Source organism: Actinoplanes sp. TBRC 11911 (assembly GCF_012933445.1).
GTDB lineage: Bacteria > Actinomycetota > Actinomycetes > Mycobacteriales > Micromonosporaceae > Actinoplanes.
Genome location: NZ_JABBNC010000022.1, coordinates 86,447 through 109,708 on the forward strand (window position 1 = coordinate 86,447; position 23,262 = coordinate 109,708).

14 protein-coding genes are annotated in these 23,262 nt (G+C 71.4%); 7 read left to right on the plus strand and 7 right to left on the minus strand.

Translation table 11 applies throughout. The features are described from left to right. Positions 1–702: 702 nt before the first annotated feature. Positions 703–2,772, minus strand: a complete 2,070-nt coding sequence (gene ftsH, locus HH310_RS26665; RefSeq protein ID WP_211192660.1) for an ATP-dependent zinc metalloprotease FtsH — start codon at positions 2,770–2,772, stop codon at positions 703–705. A 151-nt stretch (positions 2,773–2,923) separates the two neighbouring features. Further along, a complete protein-coding gene (locus HH310_RS26670) occupies positions 2,924–4,156 on the minus strand; it encodes a D-arabinono-1,4-lactone oxidase (protein WP_282438533.1) in 1,233 nt (410 codons plus the stop codon). A gap of 39 nt (positions 4,157–4,195) precedes the next feature. Here HH310_RS26670 and HH310_RS26675 point away from each other — a divergent pair, with 39 nt between their 5' ends. From HH310_RS26675 to HH310_RS26685, 3 genes are all read left to right on the plus strand, one after another. Beyond that, on the plus strand, positions 4,196–4,408 hold the full coding sequence (locus HH310_RS26675; protein WP_169178331.1) for a hypothetical protein: 213 nt from the start codon (positions 4,196–4,198) through the stop codon (positions 4,406–4,408). A gap of 536 nt (positions 4,409–4,944) precedes the next feature. Beyond that, positions 4,945–6,090: a nucleotidyltransferase family protein gene (locus HH310_RS26680; RefSeq protein WP_312034335.1), complete on the plus strand. Its 1,146-nt coding sequence runs from the start codon at positions 4,945–4,947 to the stop codon at positions 6,088–6,090. Continuing rightward, positions 6,083–6,424, plus strand: a complete 342-nt coding sequence (locus HH310_RS26685; protein WP_169178398.1) for an MmcQ/YjbR family DNA-binding protein — start codon at positions 6,083–6,085, stop codon at positions 6,422–6,424. The genes HH310_RS26680 and HH310_RS26685 overlap by 8 nt, the downstream gene beginning before the upstream one ends. Here the strand turns inward: HH310_RS26685 and HH310_RS26690 are convergent. Both HH310_RS26690 and HH310_RS26695 read right to left on the minus strand, forming a co-directional pair. Continuing rightward, positions 6,413–7,048, minus strand: coding sequence for a TMEM175 family protein (locus HH310_RS26690; RefSeq protein ID WP_169178399.1), 636 nt, complete (start codon positions 7,046–7,048; stop codon positions 6,413–6,415). The genes HH310_RS26685 and HH310_RS26690 overlap by 12 nt on opposite strands. Before the next feature lie 47 nt (positions 7,049–7,095). Further along, positions 7,096–9,300 (minus strand): MMPL family transporter, encoded by a 2,205-nt coding sequence (locus HH310_RS26695; protein ID WP_169178400.1) that lies wholly within the window; start codon positions 9,298–9,300, stop codon positions 7,096–7,098. A 265-nt stretch (positions 9,301–9,565) separates the two neighbouring features. Here HH310_RS26695 and HH310_RS26700 point away from each other — a divergent pair, with 265 nt between their 5' ends. The 3 genes from HH310_RS26700 (at position 9,566) to HH310_RS26710 (ending at position 17,889) form a co-directional block, all read left to right on the plus strand. Then, positions 9,566–10,132, plus strand: coding sequence for a TetR/AcrR family transcriptional regulator (locus HH310_RS26700; protein ID WP_169178401.1), 567 nt, complete (start codon positions 9,566–9,568; stop codon positions 10,130–10,132). A gap of 19 nt (positions 10,133–10,151) precedes the next feature. Beyond that, positions 10,152–12,335, plus strand: coding sequence for an MMPL family transporter (locus HH310_RS26705; RefSeq protein ID WP_169178402.1), 2,184 nt, complete (start codon positions 10,152–10,154; stop codon positions 12,333–12,335). 766 nt (positions 12,336–13,101) lie between these two features. Next, positions 13,102–17,889: a DUF4011 domain-containing protein gene (locus tag HH310_RS26710; protein WP_169178403.1), complete on the plus strand. Its 4,788-nt coding sequence runs from the start codon at positions 13,102–13,104 to the stop codon at positions 17,887–17,889. Here the strand turns inward: HH310_RS26710 and HH310_RS26715 are convergent. Next, positions 17,832–19,097: an MFS transporter gene (locus HH310_RS26715; protein WP_169178404.1), complete on the minus strand. Its 1,266-nt coding sequence runs from the start codon at positions 19,095–19,097 to the stop codon at positions 17,832–17,834. The two genes, HH310_RS26710 and HH310_RS26715, sit on opposite strands and share 58 nt — an antisense overlap. A 74-nt stretch (positions 19,098–19,171) precedes the next feature. On the opposite strand from HH310_RS26715, the gene HH310_RS26720 reads away from it, so the two are divergent. Then, on the plus strand, positions 19,172–20,158 hold the full coding sequence (locus HH310_RS26720; protein WP_248294449.1) for a winged helix-turn-helix domain-containing protein: 987 nt from the start codon (positions 19,172–19,174) through the stop codon (positions 20,156–20,158). Positions 20,159–20,206: 48 nt separating this feature from the next. Here HH310_RS26720 and HH310_RS26725 read toward each other — a convergent pair whose 3' ends face one another. Both HH310_RS26725 and HH310_RS26730 read right to left on the minus strand, forming a co-directional pair. After that, entirely contained in the window at positions 20,207–21,469 is a 1,263-nt protein-coding gene (locus HH310_RS26725) for a vanadium-dependent haloperoxidase (protein WP_169178405.1), read from the minus strand. Between the two features lie 89 nt (positions 21,470–21,558). Then, the gene (locus HH310_RS26730; protein ID WP_169178406.1) at positions 21,559–22,980 is read right to left on the minus strand and encodes an NAD(P)/FAD-dependent oxidoreductase; all 1,422 of its coding nucleotides are present in this window, start codon (positions 22,978–22,980) and stop codon (positions 21,559–21,561) included. Positions 22,981–23,262: the final 282 nt, after the last annotated feature.

The window sequence follows — 23,262 nt, forward strand, 5'->3', positions numbered from 1 at the left end:
GGGTCAATTTCACCAAGGTAGGTGACGCGATTCCCGCCTTGGCGGCAAATTCGGTGTGGCACCGAATCGGGTACACGGCATCGGGCACGCGCTGACCGCGATCGACCCGCGCCTGAGAAATGGCCGGTTTCGGAGAATCTGTAAAAGAGGCCGATTCCGCTCCCGGCTGAACGCCGCCGACGCGTTCACCCTGTCGCGGCGCGTGGCGGTGAGTTCTGCTCGCGGCTCGCGGCGGCGCGGTGGGGGGCGTGGTTGCTCGGGCGTGCGGCGGCACCGTGCGGCGTGCCTGCTGCTCGTGCCGTGCCGTGCCGTGCCGTGGTGCGGTGCGGTGCGGCGTGGCTGCTGCTCGGGCGTGCCGTGGCGCGGTGCGGCGTGGCTGCTGCTCGGGGCGTGCCGTGGCGCGGTGCGGCGTGGCTGCTGGCGGCGAAACGGTGGGGGCGTCGCTGCTGCTCGGGGAGGGCGGCGTCGCGGTGCGGCGTGACTCCTACTAGGGGGCAGCGGCACGGTGCGGCGTGATTGCTCGGGCGGTGTGGCGGCGATGTGCGGCGTGGCTGCTGCTCGGGCGACGTGGCGGCGCGGTGCGGCGTCGCGCGCGGCGCGCTGCGGCCTGCCTCAGATGGTTGGGCGCCCAACGCGCGGAAGGCCCGCCAATCCCAGGCCGCCGCAACGGCAAGGGAGGAGCGGGCCCTCGGGGCCAATCTGTCAGGCTGACGTGGCCGGCAGCGGGTTCGGCGTGTTGTCGGATGACGCCGCGGGGGCCGGGATGCCCGGGGCCGGTGTCGTGCCGGGGGTCTCGCCGCGGGCGATCGCGTTCGGGGCCGTGGCGCGGTCGATGCCGGCGGCTGCGTACGCGTCGTCCGAGTCCAAGGTCTCCGTCTCCAAGAGCTTGTTCGCCAGTGAGTTCAGCTGGTCGCGGTGTTCTCTCAGCAAACTCAGAGCCTCTTCGTAGCAGTCGTCGACGATTTTGCGGACCTCGGCGTCGATCAGCTCCTTGGTGGCGGGGGCGACGTTGTCGTTGCCGAACGGGGACTCCTGGCCGGGCGGGGGCAGGACCGTGACCGGGCCGATCGCGTCGGACATGCCCCAGCGGCCGACCATCTGGCGGGCGATGTTCGACACCTGGTCCAGGTCGCTCTCGGCGCCCGTGGTCATGTCGCCGAAGACGACCTCCTCGGCGGCGCGGCCGCCGAGCGCGCCGATGATGCGGCCGCGCAGGTACTTCGCCGAGTAACCGTAGCGGTCCGTGTCGGGGCTCTGGAACGTCACGCCCAGGGCCTGCCCGCGCGGGATGATGGAGATCTTGCGGACCGGGTCGGCGCCGGGGGTCAGCATGCCCAGCAGGGCGTGGCCGGACTCGTGGAACGCCGTGCGCTCCTTCTCCTCGCTGGTCAGCATGATGCCGCGGACGGTGCCCAGCATGATCTTCTCGAGGGCGTCGGTGAAGTCGGGGGTCTGCACCTGGGCGTGCCCGCGCCGGGCGGCCAGCAGCGCGGCCTCGTTCACCAGGTTCTTCAGGTCGGCGCCCACCATGCCGGGGGTGGCCGACGCGATGGCCTGCAGGTCGACGCCGGGTGCGACCGGCACGCCGCGGGTGTGCACGCGCAGGATCGCCTCGCGGCCGGCCAGGTCGGGCGGGCTGACCGTGACCCGGCGGTCGAAGCGGCCGGGCCGCAGCAACGCCTGGTCCAGGATCTCGGCGCGGTTCGTCGCGGCCAGCACGACCACGCCCTCGCTGCCGGTGAAGCCGTCCATCTCGGTCAGGATCTGGTTCAGCGTCTGCTCGCGCTCGTCGTTGCCGCCGATCGAGGTGGCGCTGCCCCGGGACCGGCCGATCGCGTCCAGCTCGTCGATGAAGATGATCGACGGTGCGACGTTCTTGGCCTGGGTGAACAGGTCACGGACGCGGCTCGCGCCGATACCGACGATCGCCTCGATGAACTCGGACGCCGACATCGAGAAGAACGGCACCCGGGCCTCGCCGGCGACCGCGCGGGCCAGCAGCGTCTTGCCGGTGCCGGGCGGGCCGGACAGCAGCACCCCGTGCGGGATCTGCGCGCCCAGCTTGCGGTACTTCTCCGGCTCGCGCAGGAAGTCGACGATCTCGGTGACCTCCTGCTCGACCTCCTCGATGCCGGCCACGTCGGCGAACGTCGTACGGGGACCGCTCTCGGGTTGATACAGCTTCGCCCGGGATCTGCCGAAGCTCCCGAGGCCGCCGCCGCCGAGCCCGGACGCCATCCGCCGCCCCACCCAGAACAGCAGGCCGACCAGCAGGATCGTCGGGCCGAAGCCGACCAGCAGCTGCTGCCAGACCGGGGCCGGCGCGTCCGGCGGGTTCGCGTTCACCGGGACGCCGTTGGCCTGCAACTGCGCGAGCAGGTTGTCGCCGGCGAACGAGGGCCGCTGGGTGGTGAAACGGGTGACCTGCTCGGACTTGGTCTGCCCGTTGTCGGTGTACGCGGTCGAGGCCTTGAAGTCACCCTCGATGGTGTCGCCGGTGGACGTGATGTCCTTCACGTTCGCCGCCTGCACCTGGGTGACGAAGAACGTGTACGAGATGTGGGTGCGCTCCGGGGGACGCAGCAGGAACGACGACACGATCCAGTTGATCACCAGCAGCAGGATCAGCACCCACCCGAAGCGCAGCCAGGCAGACCGGGGACGCTTCGGCCCGCCCGGCTGCGTGCCGGGGCTCCCGGGCGTGCCGGGCGGGGCGCCTTCCACCTTCCATGGGTGGGGCCGCTGCGGCTGCTCTTTCGTTGCTTCGGGCATGGGGGGAAAGTTACCCCGCGCGCCTGACAGCAACGTTAAAGGGTGACGTGCGTCATTGCGTGAACCCTCAGGATTCCGCTGTGATGCCCGGCCCCGCGCCACGCGGCCGTCCAGGAGCACGGCGCGGCGTCCCGGGCACCATCCAGAACCGTTATCCGAGAATGGCTTCCTGCCACGAATTACGGAAAGTTCCGGCCGGGTCGTACCGGCGTACCAAGGCCTGGAAATCGGCGAAGCGCTCGTAACGGGAACGCAAGGCCAGCGGGTCGGTGGTGAAGATCTTGCCCCAATGCGGGCGCGGATCCAACGGCGCCAGCGCCGCTTCCACCAGATCGACCACCGGCAGTACGGCGTCCGTGTCCGCGATCCAGGTGAAATGCACGGCCAGCGTGTCGCGCCGATAGTTCGGGCTCAGCCACAGCTCGTCGGCCGCGACCGTGCGAATTTCGCTGACCTGCAGCACCGGCGCCACCCGATCGCGGATCTCGGCCACCGCGTGCAGGGCCTCGAGCCCGTTCTCGCGGGCGACGTGCCACTCCGACTGCAGTTCCTGGCCGGCGCTGGGCGTGAACTCCATCCGGAAATGCGGCAGGCGCAGATGCCACGGGCCGGGCACGCCGCCCTGCTCGGTGCTGTTGGTCGCGGGCATGCCGGGCACCGGGTGGCGCGGGCCGTCGGCCGGCCGGGCACCGAACCAGTCGCCGCTCATCGTCTCGAGCCGCTTGAGCCAGACGTGGTTGACGTCGTCGCTGGTCCAGTCGGTGAACAGGCTCACGCTGTACCCGCCGGCGAGGATCTCGTCCAGGTGCGCGTCGATCTCGGTACGCCGGAGCTGGTCGTACACGTACTGCCGCACCTCGAACGCGGGCCGCACGTCCAGGGTGAGCGAGGTGACCACGCCCAGCGCCCCGAGATGCACGACCGCACCCTCGAAACCGGCGTCGCCGCGACTCAGCGTGACCTGCTCGCCGGTCCCGTCGACGAACTCGATCCGGGAGACGGCGGTGGCGAGATTCCCATTGCGTACGCCCGAGCCGTGTGTCGCCGTCGCGACGGCACCGGCGACCGAGATGTGCGGCAGCGAGGCCAGATTGTGCAGGGCCAGCCCCTCCTTCTCGAGGAGGACGGCCAGCTCGCCGTAGCGCACGCCGCCGTCGATGCGCACCGAGGCACGGTCCGCGCTGATCTCGGCCAGGCGCGGCAGATCGGCGACCGTGAGCAGGTCGCCGCCGGTGTCGGCCATGCGGTTGAAGGAGTGTCCGCTGCCCAGGACGCGCAGCGGGCCGCCGCGGGCGACCAGCTCCTGAACCTCGGAGACCGTGGTGGGCCGGTGGAGGGCCCGGGCGCCGAAGACGACGTTGCCGGCCCAGTTGGTGACGCTCATGGGATACAGCGTAGGACCGCCGATGCTTACGGTGTGCGCGTGTCCGCCGCCCCCGAGCCGGACAAGCGGCTCGACGTCGTCCTTTCCGAGGCGCTGCGCGCGCTGGCGCACCAGCAGTCCCTGCTCGACAACCTCGGCTCGCGTGCGACCGTGCTCACCACGGCCGCGGCGCTTGTGAAGTCCGAACCGTGGTGGTGGGCGGTGAGTGACCTGGTCACGGTGTGGCCGGTGGGGCGGTGGTGCCAGAGCTGAGACGCTGTGGCGATGCGTTCGCGGCTGGACGGTCCCGCTATGTGGACACTGCGGTCACATCGTGGATTTTTGTGAACCTTGGAGAGTTGTGCCCACATACGAGCCATAACTCTCCAAGGTTCACATTCGGCCGGAGAAAGCTGCCGGGCGAAAGCCTCGTTACGTGACAAATATACTCTCTACAATGGATGCTGGTCCCACATCGCGGACGGTGGTTCCATGATGCGGGCGCGGGTCTCAGCAGGCGGTCACCCGTCTCACGCAATGGAAGCGCCGCGCGGCCGCGCGCCGAGTCCGCCTGCCCAGCGGCCGGGCCTATCCATAAAATTTCGGGAAATGTCGGATATGCGAAGGGAGTGGCGGAGCTGACGCCGCCGGATGTCGATCGCAATGGGCAGGCTGCGGCGCTGTGGACGTCTCAGGTCTCGATGGTCGTCGCCGGGTCACCTGAGGACTGTCAGCCGGCCGACCGCCCGCGCGGGCAGTACCCCGGTCGTGGTCAGATATGGGCCGACGCGGGGAAAGGGGCACGACCGGTGGGAGCCGCACGGCTGGAGACGATCGTCCGCGGTGACGCCTGGGTCATGCGGGTGCTCGCGACCGTCCGCGACGCCGGTCTCCCGGACGCCTGGGTGGGTGCCGGGCTGATCCGTGACCTCGTCTGGGGTGAGCTGCACGGCGACGGGTTCCGCCCAGGCGACCTGAACGACGTCGACGTCGCCTTCTTCGACCCGCGTGACCTCAGCCGCGGCAACGACGACGCGGCCACCGAGAAGCTGCGGGCCGCCGCCCCGGACGTGCCGTGGCAGGCGAAGAACCAGGCGGCCGTGCACACCTGGTATGCGGAGCGGTTCGGCGGGGAGCCTGTCGAACCATTGCGGTCCATCGCCGACGCGGTCGGCACCTGGCCGGAGACGGCCACCGCGGTGGCCGTACGCCTCGACCACGACGACCGGCTGCACGTGTGCGCGCCGTACGGGCTCGACGATCTGCTCGGCGGCGTCTGGCGGCGCAACCCGCGGCGGGTCAGCCCGGAGTACTCCCGGCAGCGGCGCGCCCGGCAGCGCCCGGCCGAGCGCTGGCCCGGCGTCACGGTGGTGACCGACTGGGTGCGCTGGCACGACGAGTACGCGGATCCGGATTCGCCCCTCTCGCGGCGGCGCGCGATCGTGCAGCGTGAGTTACGCGCGGCCCTCGACCGCGACGCCACCGCGACGAGGCTGATCAGCATGTGCGCGGGCGACGGCGGCGACGTGCTGCCGATCCTCGCGACCCGTCCCGGCATCGAGCCGCTGCTGCTGGAGATGGACCCGGAGCTCGCCCGCCGCGCCGGGACGACGAGTGCCGACGCGGGCGTCACCGACCCCTACCTCGGGTACGGGCGGGCGCACATCCTGCTGGCGTGCGGCGTCTTCGGCAACGTCAGCGCCGACGACACCCGCCGGACGATCGCCACCCTGCCCGGGCTGATGGAATCCGGCGGCGTCGTCATCTGGAGCCGGGCCGGCGACGAGAGCGAGCACGTGCGCGACCTGTTCGCCGGGCACGGCTTCGAGGAGCTCGGCTTCGTGCGCCCGGACGACGCCCGCTTCCGGGTCGGCGTCCACCGGCTCACCACGGCCGGTCCACCACCGCCGTACGGTATGCGGATGTTCGGGTTCGGCGGCGAAGACCATGGCTGACGCCGGCGACGTGCGGCGGCTCGCGCTGGCCCTGCCCGAGGTCGAGGAGATTCCCAGCGAGGGCTTCGATTTCCGCGTACGGGGAAAGGGTTTCGTCTGGTCCTATCCGGAGCGCAACCCGGGGCAGCGGCGGGTGATCCGCACCGACGTGGCGGTGCTCTACGTGGGGGATGAGGCGGAGAAGCAGGCGCTGCTGCTCGGCGAGCCGGAGCTGTTCTTCACCACGACCGGCTACGAGGGCTTCCCGCTCGTCATGCTGTGGCTCGACAAGGTCGGCGTCGAGCGTCTGGACGAGCTGATCGGGGACGCGCACCGGATGCGCTCAGAGGGCTGACTCGCGGCGCCAGCGGGCCTTGACGATGCCCTCGACCGGGCCCACCAGGAACATCAGCAGGAATGCGAAGAAGCCGATCTGGTCGGCGAAGACCGAACCCACCGCGGTGGCGACGACCTGGGCGAAGAAGATGGTGACGTTGCCCAGCACCATTTCGCGGCTCTCCCGCGGACGGTTCCCGCTGTATTCGGGATGCCGGTGCGCGTACCAGGCCATCGCGGTGAGCGCCCCGCTGCACAGGGCCAGCGTTCCACCGTAGAGGGCGACGCTTCCGGGTGATGCCGAGTACGCCGTGATGATCGCGGTCGGGATGGGCAGGACCACGATCGCGAACGTCCAGATCGTGCTCAGGCGTACGAAAACCGGGTTGAGGGTTTCGATGTGCTCGAACAGCCGGTGATGCGCCCACCAGAACCGGAAGATCACCGCGAAGCTCAGCGCGAACGCTCCGAACTGGCCCAGGTTGTCGCCGATGAGATCGCCCAGCTGGGGGTGCTCGGCCCGGGCGTCGGCGATGGTCTCGAGCAGCGGCAGGATCAGCAGCGTGAGCGCGATCGCGGCGACCGCGTCGGTGAACATGACGAGCCGCTCTGCCTTGGCGGGCTTCTCTCCGGGTTCGGTCACCGCGCCAGTATGCCCGGACCGTCACCGGCCCGGGCACACTGTGTCGATCAAGGCGCGCCGACGAGTTCCGGCTCGCGCGGCTCCGCGCTCGGGGCGGCGTGCCGGCCCTTCGGGCGCATGAACCGCGGCGCCCACCAGTTGGCCTTGCCCAGCAGCGTCATCGCCGACGGCAGCACCACCGCGCGGATGATCGTCGCGTCCAGCAGGATCGCCGCGGCCAGGCCCACGCCCAGTTGCTTCATGTCGATCGTGCTGAGCGTCGCGAAGATGCTGAACACCCCGACCATCACGATCGCCGCGCTGGTCACCGTGCCCGCCGAGCCGGAGATGCCGTCCGCCACCGCCTGCCTGGTCGGCACGCCGCGCAGCACCGCCTCGCGGATCCGGCTCACCACGAAGACGTGGTAGTCCATGGACAGCCCGAACAGCACCACGAACAGGAACAGCGGCAGCCAGCTGACGATCGCCCCCATCGAGGTGAAGCCGAACAGGTCCGCCGCCCGGTCACTTTGGAAGACCAACACCAGCAGCCCGTACGCCGCCCCGGCCGACAACAAATTCAACGTGATCGACGTCAGCGCGACCACGACCGAGCGGAACGTCCACGCCATCACCAGGAAGGTGAGCAGCAGCACGAATCCGGCCACGATCGGCAGGGTCCGCCACACGTGCTTCGCGTAGTCCTCGTTGTCCGCGACGCCGCCGCCGACCGCGTACTTGGCGCCCGCGATCCCGCCCAGCGTCTGCGGGACCAGCGTCTCGCGCAGCTCGTGCAGCGAGTCGGCGGCCTTGTCGCTGCGCATCGAGAACGGCGTCGCCAGGTACAGCACCGACACCGTCTTGTCCGGCGAGACGTCGATGTCCGGGCCGTCCTGCTCGGGCGGTGCGAACAACGGGTTGCCCGACGTGGCCTCGGAAAGCTTGGTGAGGGCCGTCTTGACCTCGCCCGCCTGCGCGGCCGGGGCCTGCACCACGATGTCGTGCGTGGTGCCGTTGCTCGGGTACGCCGCGGTGAGCCGGTCGTACGCCTGCATCGCCGGGGTGGTGCGCGGCAGATCCTCCGTACCGGGGAACTTGAGCTTCATGCCCAGAGCGGGCGCGGCCAGCGCGAGAAGCGCGAGCACGCTGATCACCAGGGTGGCCAGGGGCCGCTTCAGCGCCGGGCGCAGCACCGCGCGCCAGAACCGGCCGCCGCCCTCGCGTCGTGCGCTCAGGCGCCACAGCAGCGGGACGCGCGGGCGGTCCACCCAGCGGCCGAGCTTGGCCAGCATGGCCGGCAGCACGGTCAGCGAGCCGATCACGGCGACCGCGACCACCAGGATCGAGCCGACCGCCAGCGACGAGAACGTCGAGTCGCCGGCCAGGAACAGCCCGGCCATCGCGATGACGACAGCGGTGCCGGAGACGACGACCGCGTGGCCGGACGTCTCGGCGGCGATCTCCACGGCGTCCACGTGCCCGCGGCCCTTCGCCCGTTCCTCCCGTTCCCGCTTGACGTAGAACAGCGAGTAGTCGACGCCGACCGCCATGCCGATCAGCAGGATCACGCTGCTGGTGACATCGCCCGCCGGCACCAGGTGCGAGGCCAGCATGGACAGGCCCATCGCGGCCGCCACCGACATGAGCGCCAGCAGCACCGGGATGCCGGCCGCGATCAGCGCTCCGAACGCGACGATCAGGATGGCCAGGGTGACCGGCAGGCTCAGGATCTCGGCCCGCTGGAAGTCCTTGCCGAGGGTGTCGTCGAGGGCCTTGTTGATCGACGGGCCGCCGACCTCCTCGACGCGCAGCTCGGGATGCGCCGCCTGGACCTCGGCGGTGGCCGCGCGCAGCGGCTCGACGCGGTCCGACGCGGTGTCCGGGTCGCCGCTCATGGTGACCGGCACCAGCAGCGCCGAGCCGTCGCGGGCCGGCAGCGGCTCGCCGACCGACTGCACGCCGGTGACCGTGCGCATCTTGGCGGTGGCGTCCGCGGCGGCCTTCTCGGCGGCGGCCTTGTCCAGCGTGCCGGACCGGGCGGTGATCAGGACGTTGTCCTTGGCCGGCTCGTCCGCGAACTTTCCCTCGTCGATCATCACGTACGCCTGACCGGACTCGCCGATCGCGTCGTCCTGCGCGGTCGCCTCGCGCGTGCCGGCCGCACTGCCGCCGGCGAAGCACACCGCCACGAAAATCACCCACAGCGCGATCGCTCGCCATGGATGCTCGGCGCTCCATCGCGCCACGCGCACCGTTACCGGCCGCTTGCCCATCGGGGCCCCCTACCCGTCGTGTTTTCTGTGTCGAACCTGAACCTAGGCAGGGCGTGAGCTGGCAACATCCGGGTTGGACCCTCGGTGAGCCCTGGTCCGTTTTGCGCGCTGCGGTGTCGGGTGGCGGACTCGCCGGTTTCCGAAAGCGGACAATTCGCCCAGGAAACCCCGAGATCATCTCAGGGATCGCCCCGGGTTTCACCTGTGAGGACCGACACGGTCGGCGGTGGACCAAGGTGGTCGGTGGGGGACTACTCTGGTCCGCATGCCGCGCCCGACCAAGGAACAGATCGACGACGAGATCCTGGAAGCCGCCGCGATCCTCTTCGCCCGGCACGGGTTCAAGGAGACATCGGTGCAGCGGATCGCGGACGCGGTGGGCTATTCGAAGACCGGCCTCCTGCATCGTTACCCCACCAAGGAGACCCTGCAGCAGGCCGTGGTCGAGCGAGCGTTGCGGGCGGTGCGCGACATCGGTGACGAGGTCGCCACCGTGCTGCCGGGCCCCGAGCGCGACCGCGCCGGCATCACCCGGATCGCCCGGCTGGCCCTGGAATGGCCCGGCATGGTCGCGCTGATGCTCTCCGGGCTCACCGCCGAGGCCGACGCCGAGATCGGCCAGGCCCTGCACGAGATCGGCGGCGCCGTCTTCGAGACGTTCGCGGTCGATCCCGAGTCCGACCCACGCCGCCTGATCCGCGTCATCGGCGCGCTCGGGGCGCTGGCCGTCGCGGCCGTCTCGGTGCGCGACAAGGTGCCCGCCGAGGCACTGGCCGAGCTCGCCGAGGTCGGCTTCGACGCGCTCGGGCACGGGCGCACCCCTACCAACTGAACCCTCTGAGGAACCCTTCATGGCAACGCTGCTGCATCGCCTCGGCCTCGCCTCCGTCCGGCATCGGACGGCGGTCACGGTCGCCTGGCTCGTGGTCTTACTCGCGCTCGCGGTGGGCGCGGGCACCTTAGCGGGCAAGACGGTGAACACTTTCTCGATTCCCGGCCAGGAGTCGACGACCGCGCTCGACATCATGCAGAAGCGCTTCGGCGACGCGTCGGCCGGCGCCACCGCCCAGGTGGTGTTCCAGGCACCCGGCAAGATCACCGACCCGGCGACCGCCGCTCAGGTGACCCAGGTGGTCGGCACGCTCGCGAAGCTTCCCGGGGTTGTTTCCGCGAGCAACCCTCTCGATCCGCAACGGCCGACCGTCTCGCAGGATCAGCGCGACGCGTTCAGCACCGTCACGTACGGCGTACAGGCCTCGGAAATCACCAACGACGAGCGCGACGCGCTGCGGACGGCGGTGACCCAGGCAGGGGCCGGCGGCCTGACCGTCGAGGTCCGCGGCGAGGCGGCCCAGGAGAACGGCGCCGACATCGGCGGCGCGTCCGAGTTCATCGGCGTCATCGTCGCGCTGGTGGTGCTCGCGCTGACCTACGGCACGCTGATCGCCGCCGGGATGAACCTGCTGACCGCGATCATCGGCGTGGCCATCGGCGCGCTCGGCATCACCACGCTGACCGGCTTCGTGGACCTGCAGTCGACCACCCCGATCCTCGCGATCATGCTGGGGCTCGCGGTGGGCATCGACTACTGCCTGTTCATCATGACCCGGTTCCGGCAAGAGCTGCGGCGCGGGCTCGACGTGCCGGACGCCGCGGCCATGGCGGTCGGCACGGCCGGGTCCGCGGTCGTGACGGCCGGCCTCACCGTCGTCATCGCGCTGGCCGGCCTGTCCGTGGTGGGCATCCCGTTCCTGAGCGAGATGGGCCTGGCCGCGGCCGCGACGATCGTCATCGCGGTGCTGGTGGCGATCACCCTGGTGCCCGCGATCCTCGGCTTCGTCGGGCGCCGGGCCCTGCCCCGCAAACAGCGCGGCACCGCCGTGGCCGCGGCCGACGAGGGGCGCGGCTTCTACCGCGGCTGGGCGAACATGGTGACCCGGCATCGCGTGGTCAGCCTGGTGGTGGCGGCGGTCGGGCTCGCGGTCGTGGCGATCCCGGTGCTGTCCATGGAGACGTCGCTCAACCAGAAGGACCCCGAGGGCAGCAGCGCGGCGAAGGCCTCCGCGATCATCGACCGCGGCTTCGGGCCGGGCTTCGCCGGCCCGCTGCTGATCCTGGTGGACGGCTCCGGCGGTCCGGCTTACGCGGCTTCGGTACGCTCGCAGGTCGCGACCCTGCCCGGCGTGGCTCTGGCGACCGCACCGTCGGTGGCGCCCGACCGGAACGCGGCACTGATCACCGTCATCCCGTCGTCGTCCCCGGAGGACAGCGCCACGGTCAACCTGGTGCACACCATCCGCGACGACGTGGCCGACGGACCGGACGCGCGCGTCTACGTCACCGGGCAGACCGCGATCAGCATCGACGTGTCACAGAAGCTCAGCGACGCGCTGCCGGTCTATCTGGCGCTGGTCGTCGGCTTGGCGTTCGTGCTGCTGGTGCTGGTGTTCCGCTCGCTGCTGGTGCCGATCGTCGGGGTGCTGGGCTTCCTGCTCACGATCGGGGCGTCGCTGGGCGCCACCACCGCCGTCTTCCAGTGGGGCTGGCTGCACACCCTGGTCAACGCGAACGTCACCGGCCCGCTGCTGAGCCTCGCCCCGATCATCATCGTCGGCATCCTGTTCGGCCTGGCGATGGACTACCAGGTCTTCCTGGTGTCCCGCATGCACGAGGCACACGCCCACGGCGCGTCCCCGCGCGACGCCATCGTGACCGGCTTCCGCCAGGCGGCCCCGGTCGTGGTCGCCGCCGCGACGATCATGTTCGCGGTTTTCGCCGGCTTCGTCCCCGAGGGCAACCAGACCATCAAGCCGATCGCGTTCGCGCTGGCCATGGGCATCCTGTTCGACGCCCTGGTGATCCGCATGGTGGCGGTGCCGGCCGCGCTGGCGTTGCTCGGCCGCGCGGCGTGGTGGCTGCCGCGCTGGTTGCGGTGGCTGCCGGTGCTCGACGTGGAGGGTGCGGCCCTGGAGCGCGGGGCCGCCGGCGCGACGCCGACCGAGCCGGCCCCGCAGGTGGCCCACCACGCCGCCTGACCCGTGACCCGGCCGGCCGCGGCGCCCCACCCGCCGCGGCCGGCCGCTCCACCCTGGTCGCCGTGTCGAGCTGCGACGACCAGGGCGTTCGTGATGCCCACACCGCTCGTGAGGCTTCGCCGGTGGGTTGAGCTGCGACGGCGGGGGCGTTGGGGATGCCCACACCGCCCGTGAGGCTTCGCTGGTGGGTTGAGCTGCGACGGCGGGGGCGTTGGGGATGCCCACACCGCCCGTCTGGCTTCGCCAGTGTGGGGAGTTGTGACGCCCTGGCCGGTCGTGGTCCCCACGGCGGGGCTCGGGCCTCGTGCTGTGTCGAGGTGCGACGGCGGGGGCGTTTCTGATGCCCACACTGCTCGTAAGGCTTTGCCGGTGTGGGGAGCTGCGGCGTCCTGGGCGTCGTGGGTCCCCACGGCTGGGTTGGGCGCCCGCGGTGTGGGGAGGTGTGACGGCGGGGGCGTTTCTGATGCCCACACTGCTCGTAAGGCTTTGCCGGTGTGGGGAACTGCGGCGTCCTGGGCGTCGTGGGTCCCCACGGCTGGGCTCGGGGCTCGCGGCGTGGGGAGGGGCGACGGCGGGGGCGTTGGGGATGCCCACACCGCTCGCGGGGCGGGCGGGCTGTGGCGGTGGGGGCGGGTGCGGCGGAGGGGCGGTGGGGAGGCGTACGGGGAAGGGGGATTGAGCGGGAGGAAACCGGAATGTCGCTAATATGCGGAGCGAACCCGGCGAAAACCCGGCGTGACGGGTGCTTACTTGCTGGAATTGAGGCATGTTGCCGGAGCATGCACAGGAGCACAGCGGGTTGCCAGGGGCGCAAGTCCGGGCTGCCCTCGACACGTGGCGATCCGGCCTCGTCGACCTGACCGGCGCCAACCCGCTGCTCAGCTTTCCGCGGGTGGCCGGCGGCGCGCTAGAGATCACCGGGCCGTCGCCCAAGGCGATCGTGAAGGTGCTGCAGGACGGGGGAGTGCACCACTTCCTCGAGGACACGCCGGTCGACCCGCTGCGGCCGTCGGGTCTGCTGCGCACCGAGCTGCCGGACGAGGTGCTCGGGCTGCTGCTGCACCGCTTCTACCGGCGCTCCCGGCAGGAACTGCTCGACCGCGGCGTCTCCCCGCTGTTCCTGGGCGTCGGGATGCTGCACTGGACGGAAGCCGACGGGACCCCGTACGAAAGCCCGATCTTGTTGATCCCGGTGGACCTCGACCCGGCCGGGCCGCATCTGGTCGCGCGCGGCGAGGACCCGATCGTGAACCCGGCGCTGGCGATCCGGATGGCCGAGGAGGACATCGAGATCCCCGAGGTGGACTCGCTCGCGGACCTCGACGTGACGGTGCTGTGGGCGCACATCGACGTGGCGATCGGGGAGCGGCGCGGCTGGTACGCGGACGAGACCGTGGTGCTGGCCTGCCTCAGCGTGCACCGCGAGGCGATGTACTACGACCTGTACGAGAACGAGCCGCACATCGTGGAGCATCCGGTGGTGCGGGCGCTGGCGACGCACGATGCCGAACGAACATTCGTTTTTCAGCCGGTGCCGGCCGACCGGATCGACGAGGTGGCGCCGCCCGAGGACGTGCCGCTGCTGCTGAACGCCGACGCCACCCAGCGGGTCTGTGTGGCCGCCGCGATGGCCGGGCACAGCTTTGTGATGGACGGCCCGCCCGGCACCGGCAAGTCGCAGACGATCGCCAACGTGGTCGGCGCCCTGATGCACGCCGGCAAGCGGGTGCTGGTCGTCTCGGAGAAGGCCGCCGCGCTGGACACCGTGCAGGAGCGGCTCACCCTCGCGGGGCTCGGCAACTACCTTCTCGCGCTGCACAGCGACCGCACCGGCCGACGGGAGGTCGCCGAGGCGCTGGCCCACGCGCTCAACACCGATCCCGTCCCGCTGGCCAGCATGGACCCGATCGACCGCCGCGCCGTGCGGGAACGCCGCGAGCGGCTGCAGGCGTACGCGGAAGCCATGAACCGGGTCCGCCAACCCCTGGGCCTGAGCCTGTACGAGGTGCTCGGGATCTGCTCGCACCTGCACGAGGTGCCGGAGGCGCCGCCCGGCACCAGCCCGCCCGCCGAGCTCACCGCCGACGCGATGCGCGAGATGCACGAGGCCGTCGGCCGGCTCGGGCGGGTGCGCAGCGACAGCTACCTGTGGCGGTACGCGATCGAGCGGGAACCCCTCGATGGAAGGCTGCGGCTGGCGCTGACCGCGCTGGGCAAACTGGCCGAGACGGTGATCGCCAACTCCACCCTGGCGGACGCGTTCGACCTGCACGAACCGGCCGGCGCGGCCCGGCTGGCAGCGCTCGCGACGCACGCGGGACGGCGGCCGCACCGGCTCGAGGAGGACTGGCTGACGATCCCGAGCATCCAGCCGGTGCAGAAGGCGGCCGCGGACCTGACCCGGCACCTCGCGGCGCTGCGTTACGGCGGGATCCCGTGGACCGAGCTGCCGTCCGAGGCCGATTTAACCAACGTTCCGGATTTGTCCGGACTGGTCCCCGAGGCCGTCGACCTGCGGCCGTTGAACGCCGCCCAGGCGGACCACCTCGCGAACAAGTTCGCCGAGGAAGCGGACCGCCTGGCCGACCGGCAGGAAAGCCTGGACCGCGTCACCGCACGCCTCGGATTACCAAATGTCGTGACATTTCCGGACTCGGTCCGGGTCATCACTATCGCCGAGCTCATCGGGCGCGAAGCCAAGCCGGAACCAGCCTGGTTCGAAACGGGCGGCATGGCGGCCGCACACACGGCGTTGCGCGCGTTACGGCTCGCCGTCGAGGGCGTCACCGCGGCCGAGTCGCAGGCCCGCCGCCACTATCACGAGGACGTGCTGAACGAGCCTATCGACGAGGTCGCCGACAAGCTCACCCGCCGCACCGGGCCGCGCAAGCTGCTGCGCCCGTACCGCAAGGAGAAGCGCGCCGCGATCGAGGCCGCCCTGCCGGACGTGAAGCCGGAGGACGCGATCGCCAACGTCGAGGACGCCGCCGCCTGGAAGCAGGCCCTGGAGGACCTCGCGCTCGCCGAGTCCGAGCACGCCGAGATCCTGGGCCGGCACTGGAACGGCACCGAGACCGACTTCGCGCGGATCCACGAGGCGCTGCACAACGCCGACGAGGTGATCCGCGAGACGCCGCCGGAGGCGCTGCCCGCCGTGGTCGTGCACATCTGCGCGCCCCGCCCGAACAGCGCCCTGCTGCGCATCGTGGGCGAGGCCCGCGACGAGTTCACCCGGTTCAAGACCACGCTGCGACCCTCGCCCGCGCGGGCACCGCGGCCGCCGCTCGGCGACGGCGCCATCCAGGACGCGGTGGACTGGCTGCGCGCGCACATCCAGCCGCTGCACACCGCCGCCGAGATGATCCGGGCGTACAGCGGGCCGACCGGGCGCGACCTCACCCTGGCCGAGGCCATCGAGATCGCCCACCAGCGGCAGGCGGCGACCGACGCGGAGGCGGCGATCTGGGCCGAGGCGGCCGCGCACGCCGCGGTGCTCGGCGCCGTCTACCGGGGCACGAAGACCGAGGACGAGGTGATGAACGAGATCGTCGCCTGGTCCGCGCAGGCCCGCCGCCTGATGACCGGCGACGACGCGCCGCTGACCGTGGAGCAGGCGCACGCGCTGATGGAGAGCCAGCCCAGCGACGGGCTCAGCGCCGCGGTCGCCGGCTGGGAGCAGGCCCGCGGTGAGGTGCTGGACGCGTTCGGCCCGGCCCGGCATCCCGACCTGGTCAAGGAGCTGGGCGACTACGACAGCGCCCGCGACCTGCTGGTCGAGCTGCTGCACGACACGCAGGGCCAGCAGGAGTGGTTCGAGCACGAGGACGCGCGCGCCGTGCTGGCCGGGCACGGGCTCTCCGCGGCGCTCGACTTCTGCGCCGACGAGGAGATCGCCGCCGCGCAACTGTGGCCGGTGCTGGAACGCAGCCTCTACCGGGGCTGGGCGGACGCGGTCATCCGCGACGACCCGGGCCTGCAGCCCTCCGGCGCCGAGGACCGCAACCATCTGGTCGAGGTGTTCCGGCTGCTGGACAACGAGCTCACCGGGGCGGCGCTGGCCGACATCGTGTACGCCGTGGAGGCGCGCCGGCCGTCGTCGTCGCCCGCCGGGGAACCGGGGCTGCTGCGTCGCGAAGGCGTGAAGAAGGCCGGTCACCTGCCGGTGCGGGAGCTGATCGCCCAGGCGCGGCACGCGGTGCAGGCGCTCAAGCCGTGCCTGCTGATGTCGCCGCTGGCGGTGAGCCGGTTCCTGCCGCCGGAGATGGAGTTCGATTTCGTCATCATCGACGAGGCGTCGCAGGTGACCACGGCCGACGCGATCAACTGTGTGTACCGCGGGGACGCGCTGATCGTCTCGGGCGACGAACGGCAGTTGCCGCCGACCACCTACTACGAGCGGGCCGAGGACGACGTCGAGGATCTGCCGTCCATCTTGGAGCTGGCCCGGAGCACGTTCCCGGTGCTGCGGCTGGGCTGGCATCACCGCAGCCGGCACGAGGCGTTGTTCGCGTTCGCCAATCTCGCCTACTACGAGGGCGGGCTCGTCGGGCTGCCGCGGGCCTATCCGCAGGAGCCGGACCACGGTGTCGAGATGTTCTTCGTGGACGGGATCTTCCGGCGGCAGACCACATCGGACAATCCGATCGAGGCGGATGCGGTTGCCGAGCGGGTGCTGCACCATTATCTGACGCGGCCGGGGCAGTCTCTCGGTGTGGTGACGTTGTCGGTCGCGCAGGCGGATGCGATCGACGACGCCGTCCGGCGGGCGCTGGCCGCACACCAGAACCTGACCATCGCCGACGACCGTTTATCCGGATTTTTCGTGAAAAGCCTGGAGGCGATCCAGGGCGACGTCCGCGACGTGATCATTCTGTCCGTCGGCTACGGCTACGACGAGAATGACAAGATCAGCACCAACTTCGGCAGCCTCAACCACCCGCACGGCTGGAAGCGCCTCAACGTCGCGATGACCCGCGCCCGGTACCGCGTCGAGGTCGTCGCCAGCATCCACGCCAGCGACGTGCCGGACATGGGCAACGAGAGCGTCCGGCACCTCAAGGCCTATCTCGAGTACGCCGAGAGGTCCGCCGCCACGCTGGGCCGGGAACCGGACGACACCGCCGACAGCACCCCGTTCGAGGCGACCGTGCTGGACGCCGTACGGGACTGGGGTTTCCGGGTCCGCCGGCGGGTCAGCGCGGCCGGCCACGTCATCGACCTCGCCGTGCTGCACCCCGACGAGGAGAAGGACGTCTTCGCCCTCGGCATCGAGCTGGACGGCCCCGGATACCGCACGATCGCGAGCGTGCGCGACCGCGACCGGCTGCGCTACGAGGAGCTGCGCGACCTGGGCTGGCACATGCACCGGGTGTGGTCGACCGCCTGGTACCTCGACCCCGGCGACGAACAGGCCCGCCTGCACGCCGCGATCCGCCGCGCGCTGTCCGACCCGGTCGGCGTGAACGAGCTCGAGGCGCCGCACTGGCACACGTCCTATCAGCCGGTGGCCTCGGAGCTGCTCGCCGAGGAGGAGACGGCGGACGAAGAGGCTTGACCTTGCCCCCGCGGCAGGGTGGGGCGGACGTGTAGTGCGGACAGCAGCGCCGGCAGTGCCAGGAGCAGGGCGCCGCCGCGCAGCACGCCCGCGATCGCGAAGCCGGCGCGCACGCCCAGGCCGTGCGCGACGAAACCGCCGGCCACCGCGCCCAGCGGGGTGAGGCCCATGCCGAGCATCCGGTAGACCGAGTTGACCCGGCCCAGCAGCTCGGCCGGCACCACGCTCTGCCGCAGGGTGACCGTCACCACGTTCCACATCGACGAGAAGAAGCCGATCACGGTGAGCAGCAGGCCCAGGACGTAGACGTCGGGACTGGCCGCGGTCAGCAGGTAGGCGGGCACCGCACCGCCGAGCGCCAGCAGGACCGTGGGCAGCGTGCCGAGGCGTACGGCGATCCGGTGGTTGACCATCGCCCCGGCCACACCGCCCAGCGCGCTGCCGGTGAGCAGCAGCCCGTACGCCGGTGCGCCCAACCCGAGCACCTGGGTGGCGAACAGCACCACGGTGACGTTCGCGAGCTGGAAGCAGAACAGGTTCGCGGCCAGCAGCAGGGCGAGCGTGCGCAACAGGCGGTGACCGGCCAGCCAGCGCAAACCCTCCGCGACGGCCCGGCCCAGCGGCACCGGGGCGGGCAGCCGCTCACCGCGCGGGAGCTTCCTCAGCACCGCCGCCGAAACGGCGAAGGTGGCCGCGTCCAGTCCGAACGGCAGCGCCGCGGCGACGCCGAACAAAAGGCTGCCCAGCGGCGGCCCGGCGAACGTGTTGGCGGTGGAGGTGGCCGCGAACTGCCGGCCGTTCGCGCGCTGCAGATCGGCGGCGGGCACGATGCCGGGCAGGATGGCCTGCGCGGCGTTGGCGACGACCACCTCGCACGCGCCCAGCACGAACGCCGCGCCGACCAGCACCGGGATGCTCGCCGCGCCGGCCGCGACCGCCACCGCGACCACGGCGGCCACGACGGCCTGGCCCGCCTGGGCGCGCCACATCAGGCCGGCCCGGTCGTACCGGTCGACCAGCGCGCCGGTGGGCAGCGACAGCAGCAGCCACGGCAGCGTCGTCGCCGCGGACACCAGCGAGACGAGACGCGGATCACGGGTCACGGCGACGGCGAGCAGCGGGACGGCCGCGGCGAACGCGCCGTCGCCCACGTTGCTCACGATCGCGGCCCCCTGCAGACGCCGGTACGCGGCGGGAAGTCGGGTCACGGCGGCCAGCCTCGGACGCTTCGACGTGCGGGGGAATCATGTAGCGCCGAGCTACATTTTCCGGTGTGCCTCTGATGGTCGACCTCGACGTCACCGAGCTGGCCGCCACCCGGTTCGCCCTGTCGCCGCTGGCCGAGACGGTCGGCGCGCTGCTCCTGCTCGGCGGCCGGCGCGCCCCGGGCGAGCGCGACGCGGTCCGGCTGCACGCGCGCTGGCTGCGCTGGGCCCGGGCCGAGGCGGCGACGCTGAGCCTGCCGGCGACCTGGCATCTGCTCGTCAACGACCGGCCGTCCTGGCCCGAGTTCCTGCTGCCCGCACCCGACCGCTTCGAGGCGACGATCGACGAGGACCTGGCCGCGCTGCGCCGCACCCGTGCCGGCCAGGTGCGCGCCAGCCTCACCCGGATCTTCGGCGACGACCCGCCCCCGGCGGCGGTCCGTCTGGCCGCGCATCCCGCGGCCGGCCTGCGGGAGATCTCCGACGAGCTCGGTACGGCGTACGACCGGCTGATCGCGCCGCACTGGCCGAGGATCCGCGCGCTGCTGGACGCCGACGTGGCGTACCGGGCGGCTCAGCTGACCGCGGGCGGCGCCGACCGCCTCTTCGCCGGGCTGCACCCGGACCTGCGCTGGCAGGACGGCCGGCTGACCTTGGACAGCCGCCCCGGCCACCGCGTCATCCGGCCGGCCCCCGGCGGCATGGTCCTGATGCCGTCGGCGCTCGGCCCGTCCTCCGTGCGGATCCGGGCCTCCACCTCGACCTGGACGGTCGTACGCTATCCGGCGCGGGGCCTCGGCACGTTGTGGTCGGCCGGCGCCCACCCGGCCGGGCGGGCCGTCGCCAAGCTGCTGGGCCGGGCGCGGGCCGACCTGCTGGAGGCGTTGCGCTCCCCCGCGACCGGCGCCGACCTGGCCCACTCCCTCGGTGTCACGCCCAGCGCCGTCTCGCAGCACCTGCGCATCCTGCGCGAGGCGGGCCTGATCGCCGGGGTCCGCAGCGGCCACCGGGTGCTCTATTCGACGACCGCGGCCGGACTGTCCCTGCTGGACGCCGCCGCCTGATCGGGGGCCGGGGCCGCCGCGGTGCGGCGGCGACCCCGGCGAATAAGGTCAGCGGCGCCCGAACTCGTGCGACAACACGTACTTCGCCACGCCGGTACCGATCTTCACGCCCTGCTCGTCGGCCGATCGGTAGTGCACGCCACCCCAGATGCGGGCCTCCACCACCTCGGCCAGCGCCGCCGAGAAGCTGTCGAAGTGGCGGATCGTCCCGGAGTCGGCGCTGTACGCGCTGAACGCGATGTCGTCGCGGCCGAAGAACTGCCGCAGGGCCAGCATGATGGTCGCCGTGGAGCACGTGTGACCCGAGGTGAAGTCCGGGAACGGCGGTGTCACCAGCAGCGGCATCCACGCCGGGTCGGCGACGGTGGCCGGGTTGCCGTCGGTGGCGCCCTCCTGCACGGCGGTCACCGGGCGCCAGAAGTTCCAGTACTTCTTCTCGTTGAAGCACGCGATCAGCGAGTCCGCGTTCGCCACGTCGGCCATCGCCATCATCCGGGCGGCCTGCAGCGTGTTCAGGTGCTGCGTCTGTGCCAGCTGGCGCTTGATCTCCCACTCGGTGAGGCGCCGGTCGTGCCACCAGATCGCCGCCTGGGTCTGGTCGGCCGTACGCGTCGTGCTGTTCACCGCACCCAGCGACTTGACCTCGTTGTAGTCACGGGCCCAGGCGGCACCGGAGAGGCGGGGCGGTCCGGACGTGCGGAACATGTCGTTGCGGGGGATCACGAACGGTCGCATCAAGCCGACCCAGGCGCCGTCCGAGGCGTACGTGGGAGGGGTCGGCCGCCACTGACCGGGACCGGACGCGGTAGTCCAGGTGGCGGGGCCGAAGGCGCCGTCGTCGACCCGGAAGGCGATCATCGCGTCGGCAGCGGCCACGCCGACCCGGATGCCGCCGGCCTTGGCGCGACCGTCCGGGATGGCGGCGAGCGACTCCGCGTACATGGTGTCGATCGACGCGGCCTGATCGGGGAAGAGTGAGACGAGGATCCGGTGCGCGGCCGCGGCGACGGCGGCGTCCGGCGAATCGGTGCGGCGGGCCTGGGGTGCGCTCACGTACGGCTGGTAGGGCTTGCCGGCGATCGCGTTCACCGCGTCGTAGACCGCGCCTTGGACCATGGCGAAGCTGCGCGGCGCGACGTACGGGCCTTGGCGCGCCACCTCGTAGATGGCGGTCTGCGCGTTGGCGTTCCAGACGACGACGGCGTTCGGTCCCGTTTTTGAACCCGCGCCGGCCGAGGCCGTGGCCGGCGCGGGCGCGAACGTCAGGGCCAGGACGCACGCGGCGATCCCGGCCCACAGACGCTTTCCCATATTGTCCCCCGTGAATGAGTGGCTGAGCCATCAGACTGCGGGGGCGTCCACCTAGGACACAAGATGCCGGAAGTTCGGAAAAGGACAGATCAATTCCCGGAGGGTTCGGCGGCGGGCTCCGGCGCCCGCTCCGGCTCCGGCTTCGGCTCTCCCGAAGGCTCCCCGGAAAGCTCCGGCGTCACCCGCACATGCTGGAACGGGTCGCCGTAATGCTGCAGCGCCTGCCGCCCGTACGCCATCTGCACCGTGGATATCCGCTCGGACCGCCCGCGCCCGAGGAAACTCACCGCCCAGTGCAACACTGCCGTGATCCGGTTCTTGAACCCGACCAGGTAGAACAGGTGCACCCCGACCCAGATCAGCCAGGCCGCGAAGCCGGACAGGTGCACCTTGCCGATGCTGGCCACCGCCGACGACCGGGAGATCACCGCGAGGCTGCCCTTGTCGAAGTACTTGAACGGCTCCGGCGCGGGCTTCCCGGCCAGCCGCCGCTTGACCAGCTTCGCCGCGTACTTGCCGCCCTGGATCGCCACCTGCGCGACACCCGGCAGCTCGTCGCCCTTCTCGTCACTGAGGTTGATCATGTCGCCGACCGCGATGATCTCCGGGTGGCCCGGCACGGTCAGGTCCCGCTCCACGAAGATGCGCCCCGCCCGGTCGGTCTTCGCCCCGGCCGCCTCGGCGATCTGCCGGGCCAGCGGCGGCGCCGACACACCGGCCGCCCACACCTTGGTCATCGACTCGATCCGCTCGGTGCCGCGCTCGGTCTCCACGTCGATGCCCGTCGCGTCGACGCCGACCACCTTCGTGTTCAGCTCGACCTCGACACCCAGCAGGTGCAGCTGCCGCAGCGCCCGGGTCGAGAGGTGGTCACCGAACGTGTTCAGCACCGCGTCGAGCGCGTCCACCAGGATGATCCGGGCCTTACGCGGGTCGATGTGCTTGTACTGCCCCGGCAGGTTGCGGTGCGCCAGCTCGGCGACCTGCCCGGCCATCTCGGTGCCGGTCGGCCCCGCCCCGACGATCACGAATGTCATCCACCGCTCCCGCTCGACCGGGTCCGGCTGCAGGTCGGCGATCTCGAACGCCGCGAAGATCCGCGCCCGCAGCTCGAGCGCGTTGTCGACGTTCTTCATGCCCGGCGCGTACGTCGCGTACTCCTCATGCCCGAAGTACGACTGCGACGACCCCGCCGACACGATCAGCGTGTCGTACTCGACCGTGTAGTCGATGCCCGGCCCCTCCACGTACACGGTCTTGCTCCCGACGTCGACCCGCTGCGCCCACCCCAGCTTGACGTCGACGTTCTTCTGGTTCTTGAGCACCTCCCGGATGGGCGGCGCGATCTCGCCCTCGGACAGGATGCCGGTAGCCAGCTGGTAGAGCAGCGGCTGGAAGAGGTGGTACGCGGTGCCGTTGACGAGGGTGATGTCGACCGGGGCGTTCCGCAGTGCCTTGATCGCGAAGAGCCCGCCAAAACCCGCTCCGATCACAACCACGCGATGACGCATTCCCACTCCCAATTCTCGGACTCCCACTCATGTTCCACACAAGTTCCACTCATGAGAAGCCCAGCTCAGCGGTGAATATGCCGTGAGAATGGTCTCTCTTGCCCAGCCGTACGAGGCAGCGGAGAGTCCCCGCCAACCAGGCCGGCTTTCTGCAACACCGGGCCGTCCGCCCGCCCGGCCGTCCTGCCCGCAAGGGCCGCCCCGGGTACTCAGTCGTCGGCTGGCCTGCCCGTGTTGCCCGCACGGCCCCCCCGGGGTGCTCGGTCGTCTGCCGGCCTCTGT

Excerpts from the sequence above, each read along its gene's own strand:
- HH310_RS26705 (WP_169178402.1), top strand. The coding sequence starts at position 10,152 with ATGGCAACGCTGCTGCATCGCCTCGGCCTCGCCTCCGTCCGGCATCGG.
- HH310_RS26725 (WP_169178405.1), bottom strand. The coding sequence starts at position 21,469 with ATGGGAAAGCGTCTGTGGGCCGGGATCGCCGCGTGCGTCCTGGCCCTG.
- HH310_RS26695 (WP_169178400.1), bottom strand. The coding sequence starts at position 9,300 with ATGGGCAAGCGGCCGGTAACGGTGCGCGTGGCGCGATGGAGCGCCGAG.
- ftsH (WP_211192660.1), bottom strand. The coding sequence starts at position 2,772 with ATGCCCGAAGCAACGAAAGAGCAGCCGCAGCGGCCCCACCCATGGAAG.
- HH310_RS26670 (WP_282438533.1), bottom strand. The coding sequence starts at position 4,156 with ATGAGCGTCACCAACTGGGCCGGCAACGTCGTCTTCGGCGCCCGGGCC.
- HH310_RS26730 (WP_169178406.1), bottom strand. The coding sequence starts at position 22,980 with ATGCGTCATCGCGTGGTTGTGATCGGAGCGGGTTTTGGCGGGCTCTTC.
- HH310_RS26700 (WP_169178401.1), top strand. The coding sequence starts at position 9,566 with ATGCCGCGCCCGACCAAGGAACAGATCGACGACGAGATCCTGGAAGCC.
- HH310_RS26710 (WP_169178403.1), top strand. The coding sequence starts at position 13,102 with ATGTTGCCGGAGCATGCACAGGAGCACAGCGGGTTGCCAGGGGCGCAA.
- HH310_RS26685 (WP_169178398.1), top strand. The coding sequence starts at position 6,083 with ATGGCTGACGCCGGCGACGTGCGGCGGCTCGCGCTGGCCCTGCCCGAG.
- HH310_RS26720 (WP_248294449.1), top strand. The coding sequence starts at position 19,172 with ATGGTCGACCTCGACGTCACCGAGCTGGCCGCCACCCGGTTCGCCCTG.